At 41.2% G+C, this 14089-nt stretch carries 12 protein-coding genes; 10 read left to right on the forward strand and 2 right to left on the reverse strand.

All coding sequences use genetic code 11. From position 1 onward, the window contains the following. Positions 1-10 precede the first annotated feature (10 nt). The 6 genes from ACFW0C_RS06950 (at position 11) to holA (ending at position 6292) form a co-directional block, all read left to right on the forward strand. Positions 11-748, forward strand: coding sequence for an esterase family protein (locus tag ACFW0C_RS06950; protein ID WP_378106447.1), 738 nt, complete (start codon positions 11-13; stop codon positions 746-748). Between the two features lie 187 nt (positions 749-935). Beyond that, the gene (rsmD, locus tag ACFW0C_RS06955) at positions 936-1502 is read left to right on the forward strand and encodes a 16S rRNA (guanine(966)-N(2))-methyltransferase RsmD (RefSeq protein ID WP_378106448.1); all 567 of its coding nucleotides are present in this window, start codon (positions 936-938) and stop codon (positions 1500-1502) included. Then, positions 1503-2003: a pantetheine-phosphate adenylyltransferase gene (gene coaD, locus ACFW0C_RS06960; protein ID WP_378106449.1), complete on the forward strand. Its 501-nt coding sequence runs from the start codon at positions 1503-1505 to the stop codon at positions 2001-2003. A 66-nt stretch (positions 2004-2069) separates the two neighbouring features. Then, complete coding sequence (locus ACFW0C_RS06965) at positions 2070-2915, forward strand: helix-hairpin-helix domain-containing protein (protein WP_378106450.1); 846 nt, start codon at positions 2070-2072, stop codon at positions 2913-2915. A 1-nt stretch (position 2916) separates the two neighbouring features. Continuing rightward, a complete protein-coding gene (locus ACFW0C_RS06970; protein ID WP_378106451.1) occupies positions 2917-5247 on the forward strand; it encodes a DNA internalization-related competence protein ComEC/Rec2 in 2331 nt (776 codons plus the stop codon). Between the two features lie 10 nt (positions 5248-5257). Continuing rightward, a complete protein-coding gene (gene holA, locus ACFW0C_RS06975) occupies positions 5258-6292 on the forward strand; it encodes a DNA polymerase III subunit delta (protein WP_378106452.1) in 1035 nt (344 codons plus the stop codon). A 109-nt stretch (positions 6293-6401) separates the two neighbouring features. Here holA and rpsT read toward each other — a convergent pair whose 3' ends face one another. Beyond that, positions 6402-6650: a 30S ribosomal protein S20 gene (gene rpsT, locus ACFW0C_RS06980; RefSeq protein ID WP_003143716.1), complete on the reverse strand. Its 249-nt coding sequence runs from the start codon at positions 6648-6650 to the stop codon at positions 6402-6404. Positions 6651-7079: 429 nt separating this feature from the next. Here rpsT and uvrB point away from each other — a divergent pair, with 429 nt between their 5' ends. Continuing rightward, positions 7080-9074, forward strand: coding sequence for an excinuclease ABC subunit UvrB (gene uvrB, locus ACFW0C_RS06985; RefSeq protein WP_378106453.1), 1995 nt, complete (start codon positions 7080-7082; stop codon positions 9072-9074). A gap of 126 nt (positions 9075-9200) precedes the next feature. On the opposite strand, the gene ACFW0C_RS06990 is transcribed toward uvrB, so the two are convergent. Further along, positions 9201-9872, reverse strand: a complete 672-nt coding sequence (locus tag ACFW0C_RS06990; RefSeq protein WP_378106455.1) for a phosphatase PAP2 family protein — start codon at positions 9870-9872, stop codon at positions 9201-9203. 642 nt (positions 9873-10514) lie between these two features. Here ACFW0C_RS06990 and rpsO point away from each other — a divergent pair. From rpsO to ACFW0C_RS07005, 3 genes are all read left to right on the forward strand, one after another. Then, complete coding sequence (gene rpsO, locus ACFW0C_RS06995; protein ID WP_016896738.1) at positions 10515-10784, forward strand: 30S ribosomal protein S15; 270 nt, start codon at positions 10515-10517, stop codon at positions 10782-10784. 210 nt (positions 10785-10994) lie between these two features. Continuing rightward, positions 10995-13103 (forward strand): polyribonucleotide nucleotidyltransferase, encoded by a 2109-nt coding sequence (pnp, locus tag ACFW0C_RS07000; protein WP_378106457.1) that lies wholly within the window; start codon positions 10995-10997, stop codon positions 13101-13103. Between the two features lie 360 nt (positions 13104-13463). After that, on the forward strand, positions 13464-14084 hold the full coding sequence (locus tag ACFW0C_RS07005; protein WP_378106458.1) for a WxL domain-containing protein: 621 nt from the start codon (positions 13464-13466) through the stop codon (positions 14082-14084). Positions 14085-14089 lie beyond the last annotated feature (5 nt).

A 14089-nucleotide genomic window follows, 5' to 3' on the forward strand; every position in this document is an offset into this window, starting at 1 on the left:
AGGAAACCCAATGAATGCAGAATTCTTACACCATTATTCAGGTCACTTAAATCAAGAAATGTACTTAAATCGTTATGGCCACGCAGGTATTCCGGTAGTGGTATTCCCGTCATCTGGTGGTTCTAAAGATGAATTTGCAGACTTCGGTATGATTGAAGCTGCACATTATTTCATCGAAGCAGGAAAAGTCCAATTCTTCACTCTATCATCCCATGACCAAGAATCTTGGTTACACAAAGGTAAGTCTCAACATGACCGCGCTGAAGCCCATAATGCTTACGAACGTTATGTGCTTGATGAAGCTATCCCGTTCATCAAGCACTATACGGGTTGGTTTGAACCAATGATGACAACGGGTTGTTCGATGGGTGCTTACCATGCCTTAAACTTCCAATTGAAACATCCGGATGTCTTTAATAAAACCATTGCCTTATCAGGTGTTTACGACGCCCGTTATTTTGGTGGTGATTTCGGTGGTGACTTAGCTGTTTATTACAACTCGCCAGTGGACTACATTTGGACCTTGAACGATCCGTGGTTTATCGACCACTTGCGCCAAGCAGATATCATTGTTTGTACCGGTTTAGGCGACTGGGAAGCAGACGGTCTGCCCGGTTACTACAAGTTGCGTGAAGCTTTCGAGCATAAGAATATCCCAGCCTGGTTTGCAGAGTGGGGGCCAGATGTGTCTCATGACTGGATCTGGTGGCGTAAGCAACTGCCGTATTTCCTAGGCTATATGGTGTAGATTCATTTAAATATTGATTGGAAAAGGACGTCATGTGGTAAAGCACAGCGTTCTTTTTTGATGAGGTCTATATCAGAAATATCTCAGATTAATTTTGGGGATCCCTTTTTCAAGGGGTCACTTATAGGTGGGTGGTCTTTGATATGGTAAAATATAGACAAATTTTAAAACGTGGGGTGACAAGTCTATGCGCGTCATAGCTGGAAAATTTGGGAAACATCGTTTAAAAGCGGTGCCAGGGGATAATACCCGACCAACTACAGATAAAATCAAGGAATCGTTATTTAATATTATTGGCCCTTATTTCGATGAGGAGACAAGAGTTTTAGACTTCTATGCGGGGTCTGGAGCACTTGGAATAGAAGCTATTTCAAGAGGGGCAGCAGTGGTTTACGGTTTTGAAAAGAACCGGCAAGCACAAGCAACGATTAAAGAAAATGTTGCTGCTGTGCGGATTGAGGACCAGTATGTCTTGAAGGCAGGGGACAACCGCAAGGCCATCCAACAATTACGTCAAGCAGATAAGGACCTGCAATTTGACTTGGTATTCTTGGACCCACCTTATAAAGGGCAACAATTAGAAGATGTGATCAACGGCTTTTTAGCGGATAATTGGCTGGCACCGGATGCCCGCTTAATTTGTGAATTAGACAAGCGAGACACACTGCCAGAAGCCTTCGGACCACTCAAACAAATCAAAGATGTGACATACGGTATTACCAGAATCCTGGTATACCGAATGGAGGAAGACTAGATGACAACAAAAGGAAGAGCCTTATACGCCGGGTCTTTTGACCCCTTAACCATGGGCCATGTGGATATGATTGAACGGGCAGCCAAGATGTTTGATTACGTCTACGTCGCTGTCGCAACAAATACCACCAAAACCTCTTTATTTACTGGCGAGGAGAAATTAGCTTTAGCCCAGGAAGCCACTCAACACCTAGATAATGTGGAAGTAATCTACTTAAAATCTGGCCTAACAGTGAATTTCGCTAGAGAATTGGACTGCGGTATTCTGATCCGCGGTTTGCGTAACGGCAGTGACTTTGAACAAGAAACTAATATCGCCCTAATGAACAAGCACCAAGCGCCAGATATCGAGACCGTTCTTTTATTATCAAGTGAGAAATACCGCTTTGTTTCAAGCTCCATTATCAAGGAAGTCGCTAAGTTTAATGGGGACGTGTCTGGCGTTGTACCGCCAAATGTCAACCAAGCGATTAAAGCCAAATACGCTGAATTAAATGGTTAATTTTTTTGAAATATGAGTCGACGCTTTTAACTGATCTTGCCGTATATAATAGGTGAGGTGATCATCATGAAGCAGTTGCGGGCGTGGTTAAGACAATTTCAGTTAGATATTAAAGAAAAGAATATCCAACAAGTGTGGTTCTTGTATAGACCCTACTTGCTGGGTATTTTTATCGTCTTTTTGACTGTGAGTGGATTAGGTATTTACGGACTTAGTCAGGTATTTCAAGGCAGACAAGGCCAAACTGACGCCTTAGTGGTAGAGGCAGAAGCGGACGAAGGAATCTCCGACTTGCTAAGCTCAGACGAGCGTCTGTCGGAAAATGTGGTAGTTTCATCAAGTGCGGTGAGTGGTACAGCAAGCGAAATCTCTAGAGAAGAAGCTGATGAAGAAGTTGATGAAGAAACCGAAAATATCGCGAGTAGCGCAGCCAATGAAACCTGGTATGTAGACATTAAAGGCGCAGTAAAAATCCCACAAGTTGTCCCAGTGAACCCAGGTATGCGGGTTCATGATGTGGTTGAAATGGCGGGTGGGGTAACTGGAGAGGCAGACCAAAGTCAGGTGAATTTAGCGCAATTAGTGACTGATCAAATGGTGATTTATGTCCCTAAAATGGGCGAAGAGGTCAGTCCTTCAACTGAAGCATTGGTTGCTGGTTCCCAGGTCACAGAAAGTGCTGTATCCGAGAGTTCTGGGAACGCCACAAGTGACGGGGACCTGGTTAATATCAATACTGCAGATGCTGCAATGCTACAGACCTTATCTGGTATAGGGGAGAAGCGGGCGGCCGATATCATTAATTACCGAGAGGCGAACGGTCTATTTGAAACCGTCGATGACCTAGACCAAGTTTCAGGTATTGGGGAGAAAACGATGGAGAAGTTACGGCCTTTAATTACGGTGGATTAAGATGCCATATAAATTAGTCCTCCATAGTTTAGGTATCCTTCTACTTGCTATTGTAGCCTTGACCAATAGTCCTTGGGCCTGGCTTTGTTATGGCTTATTTGTGGTCCGTGTGCTTGCTTTAAAAGAGGGTAAATTTCTGCTACAACTAGTGTTTGTGCATTGTTTACTCGGCGCTTATTTTGCCTATCAAGATGCTAGTCGACACAGTATCCTAACTGGGGCAGAAGAAGAATTGGTTATGGATGTGGCCATCACTGATGTAAAAGTTGAAGGCAATCTGTTGTCTTTTCAAGGGACTGCACTCTTAAAGGGACAAAATGAAAAGGTGCAAGTATTTTATATACTTGAAGACGAAGCGGACCAGAAAGCTTGGTTAGATAATGAACAATCTTTTCAGGTTACCCTTACCGGTACGTTAGAACAAGCGGATGAAAACCAAAATTTTCATCTGTTTAACTACCGGACTTATTTAAAACGGCAAGATATCTATTGGATCATGTCACCGGATGCCATTAACATTAGCGGTGATTTGAACCACAGTCAATATTGGTTAGCCAACCAAAGGCAAGCCACCATTAATTGGCTGGCAACAATTCAAAACCCGACCGTATCAGCCTATACCTTGTCCCTCTTTTTCAATGAAATGGATGCCCTTGAAGGGGAAGTATTAGATGCCTATCAAGCAATCGGTCTGATTCATTTGTTTTCTATTTCCGGTTTTCACGTCCAATATTTCCTGAATTTTTTCAAGAAAATCCTTCTCCGATTAGGCGTCACAGTAGAATCTTTTGACTATTTCGCCGTTGCCATCCTACTCATATACACCGTCTTCTTAGGGTGGCCCTACGGTATGATTCGGTCTTTTGTGGCTTATACCTATAACGTCCTCAAGAAGCGGTGGGGCGGGCAACCTTCATCCCTCGTAGGCACTTCCTGGTCCATGATCCTACTTTTAATCATAGACCCACGCATTATCTTTAGCCTGTCCTTTCAGTTGACCTATGCCTTGTCCTATACCATTTTATTTACCGGGAAATTTATCCAAGCCAAATGCCGACATTCTCTACAAATCGAAATCTGGCAAAGTTTTATCTGCAGTTTAGTCACCATTCCCTTTTTAACCATGACCTACTTTGAATTCTCCTGGGTGTCCCTTATCTTAAACTATGGTTATTCTTGGTTATTCGCCACCTTTTTATTTCCCGGACTCCTATTGATTTTACTCATTCAAATCACCAGCTTAGGCCCTTATTTCGTCTGGCTACAAGCTGGATTAGCTTACTTGATTGAGGGGATTGAAATGCTAGCGCTTTTCGCTGAAAAATGGACTTGGTTTCAGTGGGTGACGGGTAGGCCACAAATTGCTGTATTGGTATTTTTTGTGGTCACTTTACTCATGTATCTAGCGAATCTTTCAAAAGCGAAAGTCAGTAAAAGCTTGCACGGACTTTTAGCGCTTAGCTTAGTTTTACTGTATTTGAACCCTTATTTACACAGATATGGGCAAGTAGCCATGCTAGCGATTGGGCAAGGGGATACCTTTTTCCTAGAAATGCCTTACCAAAGAAAGGTCTATTTAATCGATTTAGCGGGGAAAATCAACTTCACTACACTTTTAGCTGACCAAGATCCATCCAAATCCTGGCAATTACGGGACAGTGAAAGTATCGCTGAAAGGCAAATTATTCCTGCCCTTAAAGCAGCCGGCACAAGGACAATCGATGGGGTGTTTTTAACTCACGGCGACTTCGACCATATCGGATCATTTGGTGAAATCGCCAAGGCCTTTAAAATCGAAACCTTATATTTACCCATCGGAATGAACGCGGACACAGAATCCTTAACCACATTGCAGGTGGCAATCGAGGCCGGGAAAAATCCCAAAATGGAGATTATCTGGCTTAAATCGGGAGACCAGGTGGCCCTTGACCAAACAACTAATTTACAAGTTTTAGCGCCGGATAAATCAGGTGCAGGAGAAAATGCGGATTCTTTAGTCTTATATGGTAGAATAGGACTTCATGACTTTCTATTTACGGGAGATATAGATGGGGCAGCGGAGGATGCACTGCCGACTGTTCCGGTCGATATTTTAAAAGTTGCCCACCATGGATCAGATCATTCAACGCCAGCTGACTTTATCGAGAGGACTAACCCAAAAATCGCTTGGATTTCAGTGGGTAAGGGCAACCGTTATGGCCATCCAGCTGACCGGGTGGTGGCTGATTTAGAAGCCAATCAAACAAAAATATACCGGACGGATACAATGGGCGCTGTCCACTATATTTATTGGCCGAAATCCGCTAAAATAGACAGTGTGCAATCAAATTAGGAGGTAGGTTATGGAATTACAAAAGGCATTACAGGCGCTAAATAACGGGCAAATTGACCCCATATATGTACTACAAGGGCCTGAAACCTACTTAATCAACCGGTTTTTAACGGCTATCGAAAGCCAGTACTTACAAGAAGACGCCAACGCTATGAATTACATGTCCTTTGATATGGAAGAAGACAGCTTGGCGGATGTAATGGTTGAAGCCAACACTATTTCATTTTTCAATCAACCAAGACTGATTTTAATGCGGCAACCAGCTTTTCTAACTGGGTCACAGAAGAAGAATGCCATCAAGCAGGATGACACATCCTTAATCGAATACCTGGATAATCCAGCTGATGATGTGGTTTTAGTCATTGTGGCTGATTACGAATCCTTAGATGGCCGGAAGAAAATTGTGAAACAACTCAAGAAGAAGGCCACATTTGTGGATACCTCTGTCATGGCCGAACCTCAAGTGAAGGACTATATGCAGCGGTACGTGGCTTCAGAAGGCGTCGATATGACCAGAGAAGCCATGGCCTTATTCTTGAAACGAACCAATTTCCAGCTTACCCAGTCCATTCGTGAGATGGACAAGTTGATTTTATATGTAGGGGATGAGAAAAGGATCAATCAGCGAGATGTAGACTTGTTGGTGACACCGTCATTGGATGACAATATCTTCCATCTGACGGACCATATCATGCGTCAAGATTCGGCCGCTGCTTTAAGGTTATACCGCGAACTGATCGCACAGAAAAATCAACCCATCGCCATTCTGGGTTTACTTCAGTCTAACTTCCGCTTGTATACGCAAATTATCCAATTGAAGAAAGCGGGTTACGACCAAGGATCAATCGCTGAAACTATTGGCGTTCATCCATACCGAATTAAAATGGCTGGCCAATCGATTAACCCTTATTCGCCGAATTTACTAATGGTAGGTTATATGAAGTTGATTGAATTAGACTTTGATATTAAACAGGGAAAAGTAGACCAACATCTCGGAATTGAGTGGTTTATTTTAGACTTTTGTTCAGGTAGGGCAGCTAGTTAAGACATATATGTGAGAAAAAAACAGGCAACAAAAAAAGCAGGAAAATGCGTACGTCATTTTCCTGCTTTTTATAATGATCGGTTTTGGTAACACCATTTACCAAGGTCGATTATGCTTTTTTAGCTAAGCGAGCTTTTTCACGAGCAGCTTTGTTAGCGTGGATTAATCCTTTGCTAGCAGCTTGATCTAACATTTTAGAAGCGTTACGGAATAATTCATCCTTGTTGTCTGCGTTTTCTGCAGCAGCTTGTTCAAAACGTTTAACAGCTGTACGTACAGAAGCGATTTTCGCACTGTTACGAGCGTTAGCAGTTTCGTTTTGACGAGCACGTTTGATTGCTGATTCAATATTTGGCATTAAAAACACCCACTTTCCTGTCAAATTATAAAAGTGAACTTGTCACTAACAGACAATATTATACAGAAATAATAAGGGATAAGTCAAGGTAAATTTAATGAGTCTTATTTAACCTGTTATTAACAAGTGATAATGGCCTAAGTATCCATAAGGGAAAGTGTCTGGGGCAGATCAAACTTGGTGGAAATAGCGAGCTAATCACTATCATTATGAATATGACTTGTTTCTTGTAGATGGATTTTGGTCAAAAATCACATGATATTTAAAGGGAAATGATGACGTCGATTTTGAAAACTGATAGCAGTTTCCACTGAACCGTTAACCAAGTCGCGAACCCCCTTTTTCCAAGGGCTAAGGTTTCGGCTTTAATCACTTAGGTGGTATAATATGAGGGTATGTAATTGTGTATTTTAAAAGGAAGAGAGGTTCATGATGATAAACCAATTTGATTTAGTTTCGGAATATGAACCGAGTGGGGACCAACCGGAAGCCATCAGAAGAATTGTGGAACAAGTGGAAGCTGGCGACAAGGCGCAAGTCTTACTAGGTGGTACGGGGACTGGGAAGACATTTACCATGGCTAATGTGATCGCCCAAACCAACCGACCAACTTTGGTATTAGCCCATAATAAGACACTTGCTGGGCAGTTATATGGTGAATTAAAGGAATTCTTCCCGAATAATGCGGTGGAGTATTTCGTATCTTACTACGACTATTACCAACCGGAGGCCTATGTGCCGTCAAGTGACTCCTATATTGAAAAATCAGCGTCCGTGAATGACGAAATTGATAAGTTGCGTCATTCGGCGACGTCTTCTATTTTGGAGCGTCGGGATACGATTGTAGTAGCTTCTGTTTCTTGTATTTATGGGTTGGTGAATCCTGCAGAATATCGTGATCACGTGATTTCTGTTAGACAAGGACAGGAATTATCTAGAGACGCTTTTATGCGTCGTTTAGTTGAAAATCAGTATGAACGAAATGATATCGACTTCCAGCGTGGCACTTTCCGGGTGCGCGGGGATATTGTCGACGTATTCTTATCATCTCATGATTCTTCATCGATTCGAGTGGAGTTTTTTGGTGATGAAATTGATCGCATCCGAGAAGTGGATGCTTTAACAGGTGAAGTCCAGTCTGAAGTAGAACATTTTCCCATTTATCCAGCAACCCACTTTGTGGTAGACCATGAACAAGTAGAGAAATCAGTCAGATCGATTGAAGCTGAATTAGAAGAGCGTTTGAAAGAATTGAATGATGAAGGGAAGTTGCTTGAAGCACAACGTCTAGAACAACGTACCCGCTATGACATCGAAATGCTTCTTGAAATGGGTTACTGTAACGGGATCGAAAACTACTCTCGTCATATGGACGGACGTAAACCTGGTGAAGCACCATATACCTTGCTAGATTTCTTCCCAGAAGATTTCTTATTAATGGTGGATGAGTCACATATGACAATGCCGCAGGTGCGTGGAATGTATAATGGAGATAAGGCTAGAAAACAAGTTTTAATTGACCATGGTTTCCGTTTACCTTCAGCCTTGGATAACCGACCATTAAAATTAGAAGAGTTTGAAGAAAAATTAAACCAGACCCTATACGTATCCGCCACACCAGCTGATTATGAAGTTGAGAAATCCGGGGAAGATAATATTGTAGAACAAATCATTCGACCAACGGGCTTGCTTGATCCTACTGTGGAAGTTCGACCAATTGAAGGTCAAATTGATGATATTATTAGTGAAATTAATGACCGGATCGAACGAGAAGAGCGGGTATTTATCACCACTTTAACCAAACGAATGGCAGAAGACTTGACTGATTACTTGGAAGAAGTGGGCATCAAGGTAAAATACCTGCATTCAGATATCAAGACGTTAGAGCGGACGGAAATCATTCGTGACTTACGTTTAGGTGTGTTTGATGTGTTAATTGGGATCAACTTGTTACGTGAGGGGATTGACGTGCCAGAGGTATCCCTAGTGACTATCTTGGATGCAGACAAAGAAGGCTTCTTGCGTAATGAGCGGTCACTTATCCAGACCATTGGACGGGCAGCGCGTAATCAAAATGGTCATGTTATTATGTATGCTGATGGAATCACCGATTCTATGCGCCGTGCCATGGATGAAACGGCGCGTCGTCGTGCTATCCAACAAGCTTACAATAAGGAACATGGGATTGTACCGCAAACTATCAAGAAAGAAATCCGTGATGCTATTCGAATTACCCATGTAAATTCTGAAGAAATGAGTAATTCCCTAACAGAGCAATTACGGGCTCTAAAACGGGATGATAGAGAGCAAGCCTTACGGAATGTGGAATTAGAAATGAAACAAGCTGCTAAGGACTTGAACTTTGAAAAAGCCGCAGAACTTCGTGATATTATCATGGAATTAAAAGCAGAAATGAAGAAATAGCTATTACTTGTCTTAGCTATACAGTAAGCGTAGCTTGCCTTGGATATTGCATAAGATTTTTAATAACAAAAAAGGCATCGCTTTGTCGGCGGTGCCTTTTTCTTTGATTATTTTTCTTTTAAGTGACTATCCTTTATTTTCCGATGCTATTCTATCTGCTATAAAAAGATTAAAGTAATTCAAGCAGAGGATTAACCAAGTAGCGCCTATAGACCAACCGGCGATGATGTCAGATAGATAGTGGACGCCAAGGTATAAGCGAGACGCACTGATAGCAACTACCATGAAGATAGTAAAGCCAATTAAGTAGGGCATCATCTTTGGATACTTATCTTTAAAATAATACCAAGTTAAGAAAGCTAGGGTTCCCCATGCAAGTACTGCACCAGTTGCATGGCCAGAAGGGAATGAATAGCCCCCTTGGTCAACAAGGTGCGAGACGTAACTCGGGCGCGGCCTTTGGATGATATATTTAATTAGGTCAACAAGAGGCCCAACGCCAACTAGAATAGTGAAAACTATCCAAAGGAATACTTGCCATTTTCGGCTGATATAGTAGAAAATAACAGCTATCATCAGCGTGAGGGGAATAATTCCTTGGGCATTACCAATGAGGGTGAAGGATTGTACAAAAGTTGTAAAAGGAGCTGGGCCCCATTGATAGAGATGCTGGCCAATATTTTGGTCGATGACTGTTAAAAAGTCGATGTCAATCATTGCTGTTAAACAGATTAAGATAAAGGGTATTGCGGTGATGGCAGATGCCATTAAATAAGGTTGAATTGGATCTTTTTTCATTGCGTGCCTCCATGACGATATTATGCCTTATTGTATATATTGTAGGAACATTTCGCAAGAAACTAAAGGTTGATTGTCCAAGGGTTGGCGTATTGGGAAAGTTTTGTGTCTTTGAATATGTCACGATTCCTTCTTTATCAAAACTCGTATTAAATTTATTTTTTAGTGTGATAATGACAGGGCGTTTTGCGATAGCTATGGTTTATTCAATCAGCTCATGTTTTTAGCACATTAATAGAATTAGGAGTTAGATGGGTATTGTGGATAAAATTTTTGATGAGTTTTAGCTGAGGCCACATCTACCTAGCATGCCTTAGCGGTGAAAGAGGATGTGGTGACGTATATCAGTCTGTGAGCTTTAGACCCTACAGAATGAATAGTCAGCCAAGCCCAGAGACCAAGGCTCTGGATTGTCCCACCGCATGTAAGGCTATGATGGGTAAGTGCAGGCCGGAGGACTAAAAATTTCAGTACACCTTAGATTAATCGATACAGTACATTTATGCTTGCTAATTTCCCCAAGATTCCATTTGCATTATAAGTTGATTGTGTGTATAATGTCAGATGACCGTTTACTTCGCGAGTTGAATCACCAACGCTTGTCGCAGTTTACGGCGAATATTATGAAAGAGGTGTTGTCACATGGCAATTTCAAAAGAACGTAAAAACGAATTAATCCAACAATTTGCACGTCACGAAGGAGATACTGGTAGCCCAGAGGTACAAATCGCTATCTTAACTGAAGATATCAACTCTCTTAACGAGCATGCACGTACACACAAAAAAGACCACCATTCTTACCGTGGTTTAATGAAAAAAGTTGGTCACCGTCGTAACTTGTTAGCTTACTTACGTAACAAAGATGTTCAACGTTACCGTGATTTAATCAAAGCATTAGGCTTACGTCGTTAATTCTTATAAATATGATCTTAAAGCGGGATACATTTGTGTCTCGCTTTTGTTGATTTTTAACCCTTTTTATAGGAAAATAAACTGGTATGGAATAAAAGCGCCAACAGTTGTTCACTACTATGCAAATTTGTGAGTATCAAGTCTTGATCTTAGAAATTTGTTTAGTAGCAAACTTGTTGGCAGTATGCAAATAAAGGAGCATGTTAGAACATGGAAGAAAAGCAAGTGTTTAAGATGAATTGGGCCGGCCGCCCGTTATCGATCGAATACGGTCAGGTAGCTAAACAAGCCAATGCAGCGGTATTGGTTCGTTACGGAGATACTGTCGTATTAACTGCCGTAGTAGGAGCAAAAGAAGCTAAGCCAGGACAAGACTTCTTCCCATTACAAGTAAACTATGAAGAAAAAATGTACTCAGTAGGTAAAATTCCTGGTGGCTACATTAAACGTGAAGGTCGCCCAAGCGAACATGCAACATTAACAGCGCGTTTGATTGACCGCCCAATCCGTCCAATGTTTGACGAAGGGTTTACCAATGAAGTGCAAGTGATTAATACTGTTTTATCAGTAGACCCAGACTGTTCACCAGAAATGGCAGCAATGTTTGGTTCATCAGCAGCCTTAACAATCTCAGATATCCCTTTTGACGGTCCTATTGCAGGGGTGAATGTTGGTCGTGTGAATGGTGATTTGGTGATTAACCCAACAGTAGAACAGCAAGCACAATCTGATTTAGAGTTAATTGTTGCTGGTTCTAAAGATGCCATCAACATGGTAGAGTCTTCAGCTGCAGAGTTATCTGAAACAGAAATGCTTGAAGCCTTAATGTTTGGTCATACATCAATTCGTGAATTGTGCTACTTCCAAGACGAGATCCGCGAAAAAGTTGGTCAAGAAAAAATGGACGTCCAATTAAATACACCGGATAACGTATTGGTTGCTGAAGTAACAGCACAATACAACCAACAAATGGTTGAAGCAATCCAAACTTTTGACAAGTTGGAACGTGAAGAAAATATCGAAGCGGTTAAGGTAGCGATTATCGACCACTACAGCGAATTATATGCGGAGCATGAAGATGCTGCGACCTTAATGGATCAAGTGCGCCAAATCGCTCACCAATTAGAATATAAGGAAGTCCGTCGTTTAATTACTGACGATAAAGTTCGTCCTGATGGTCGTAAAATTGACGAAATTCGTCCTTTAGATTCAGAAGTTGGCTTATTACCACGTACACACGGTTCTGGTTTATTCACTCGTGGACAAACCCAAGCCTTGTCAGTAGCGACATTAGCCCCCTTATCTGAAGAACAACGTATTGATGGTTTATCTGGTGATGTTACCCAACGTTTCATGCACCACTACAACTTCCCTCAATACTCAGTAGGTTCAACCGGTCGTTACGGTTCACCTGGCCGTCGTGAAATTGGTCACGGTGCTTTAGGTTACCGCGCCTTAAACGAAGTATTGCCAAGTGAAGAAGACTTCCCGTATGCAATTCGTTTAGTTGCTGAAGTATTAGAATCTAACGGTTCATCATCACAAGCATCTATTTGTGCAGGTACTTTAGCGCTTATGGACGCAGGTGTACCAATTAAAGCACCAGTTGCTGGTATCGCAATGGGTCTAATCATGGATGAAGACGAAGAAAACTACACTGTTTTAACAGATATCCAAGGTCTAGAAGACCACTTAGGTGACATGGACTTTAAAGTAGCCGGTACAGAAAACGGTATTACTGCTCTACAAATGGATATCAAGATTAAAGGGATCACGGAGCAAATTCTACGTGAAGCTTTAGACCAAGCGCATAAAGCGCGTGTTGAAATCTTAGGTCATTTAGCGACTGCAATTGACGCACCACGTGCTGAATTAAGTCCTTATGCACCAAAAATTGAGCAAATGCAAATTGATCCAGATGACATTAAAGTGGTTATCGGTAAAGGTGGGGATACCATCAACAAAATTATCGATGAAACAGGTGTTAAAATTGATATCGATCAAGAGGGTGGCGTAAATATCGCTTCAGATAACGCGGAAATGATTAAACGTGCGAAGGAAATTATTGCTGAATTAACCTTGAAAGTTCAAGCAGGTGAAGTGTATGAAGGAACTGTCAAACGCATTGAAAAATTTGGTGCCTTTATAGAAATTGCTAAAGGTAAAGATGGTTTAGTGCATATTTCTCAACTGCAAGAAGAACGAACCAATAATGTGGAAGACGTCGTGTCTATGGACGAAAAAGTACGCGTGAAAGTGACAGAAATCGACAATCGTGGCCGTATCAACTTGACGATGAAAGGTTTAGACGCTGAGTAATATTCAGATATTTTATATAAGAGAGCATCCGGTTTTCTAATTGGGTGCTTTTTTATATAGGTAAATTAAATTAAATGGCGTTATCTATTTCTCGTATATAGCCGAATTTCAAATAAAAAATTGGTTCTAAATTTAAATAAAATACAATGTTTGTATATAAAAATATAAAAAACGTCTTTTAACTAAAAGGTTATTGTGTGTAGGAAGTTGATGTATCAATGGTTTTCTTACTTTTCTAGAAATGATTACAACAAAAATAAAAAATGGCTAAAAATAACTAGCTATATAATTTCCGAAACCTTACTATATGAGTGAGATAGTTGTTTATTTCAAAAAAATTTATTTGGGAGAATGAGAAAAATGAACAAAAAAACAATCGCATTAACACTATTAGGTCTAGCATCAGCATTTGCATTAACAACTACCAGCGTGAAAGCAGTGGAGACAACAAATACAACTGGTTCTAATATCACTATTCAAGGATCAGATCTATCAGTTTCGAACGTAACTGATAAATTAGAGTTTCGTAACTTAACTATCGATGGCGAAGGAAGTGCACGAACATCATCTGCAACAGGTGATTTGCAATTAATCATTGCTGATTTACGTGGTACTCGTGGAGGGTGGCATGTAACGGCGGAACATACTGGCTTATCAACATCAGATGAAGGCGATCGGTTAGATGGAACAACAATTTCGTTAACGGGGGCTTCTTTAACAAATAATGTGGATAGTAGTACTAACGCACCAACACTCGATCTAACATCACCTCTTTCAATTGGTACAGAGTCAGTTTTGATTTCTAATGCTGCTGAAGGTAATGGTATGGGGTCTTGGGTTCATTCATGGACAGCAGGTAATATTAATTTAACTATTCCTGCAAAAGAAGCGCGCGATATGTATGCAGATCAATATACGACTACTATCAATTGGAACTTGGTTGCTGGGCCACAAGTCACAGAGTCGATACCAGCTGAATAATCAAA

The organism is Aerococcus sp. NPDC058936 (assembly GCF_042741995.1).
Classification (GTDB): domain Bacteria; phylum Bacillota; class Bacilli; order Lactobacillales; family Aerococcaceae; genus Aerococcus.

Bases quoted from the DNA above. Each gene is read 5' to 3' on its own strand.
- ACFW0C_RS06950 (WP_378106447.1), top strand. From the start codon at position 11: ATGAATGCAGAATTCTTACACCATTATTCAGGTCACTTAAATCAAGAA.
- rsmD (WP_378106448.1), top strand. From the start codon at position 936: ATGCGCGTCATAGCTGGAAAATTTGGGAAACATCGTTTAAAAGCGGTG.
- coaD (WP_378106449.1), top strand. From the start codon at position 1,503: ATGACAACAAAAGGAAGAGCCTTATACGCCGGGTCTTTTGACCCCTTA.
- ACFW0C_RS06965 (WP_378106450.1), top strand. From the start codon at position 2,070: ATGAAGCAGTTGCGGGCGTGGTTAAGACAATTTCAGTTAGATATTAAA.
- ACFW0C_RS06970 (WP_378106451.1), top strand. From the start codon at position 2,917: ATGCCATATAAATTAGTCCTCCATAGTTTAGGTATCCTTCTACTTGCT.
- holA (WP_378106452.1), top strand. From the start codon at position 5,258: ATGGAATTACAAAAGGCATTACAGGCGCTAAATAACGGGCAAATTGAC.
- rpsT (WP_003143716.1), bottom strand. From the start codon at position 6,650: ATGCCAAATATTGAATCAGCAATCAAACGTGCTCGTCAAAACGAAACT.
- uvrB (WP_378106453.1), top strand. From the start codon at position 7,080: ATGATGATAAACCAATTTGATTTAGTTTCGGAATATGAACCGAGTGGG.
- ACFW0C_RS06990 (WP_378106455.1), bottom strand. From the start codon at position 9,872: ATGAAAAAAGATCCAATTCAACCTTATTTAATGGCATCTGCCATCACC.
- rpsO (WP_016896738.1), top strand. From the start codon at position 10,515: ATGGCAATTTCAAAAGAACGTAAAAACGAATTAATCCAACAATTTGCA.
- pnp (WP_378106457.1), top strand. From the start codon at position 10,995: ATGGAAGAAAAGCAAGTGTTTAAGATGAATTGGGCCGGCCGCCCGTTA.
- ACFW0C_RS07005 (WP_378106458.1), top strand. From the start codon at position 13,464: ATGAACAAAAAAACAATCGCATTAACACTATTAGGTCTAGCATCAGCA.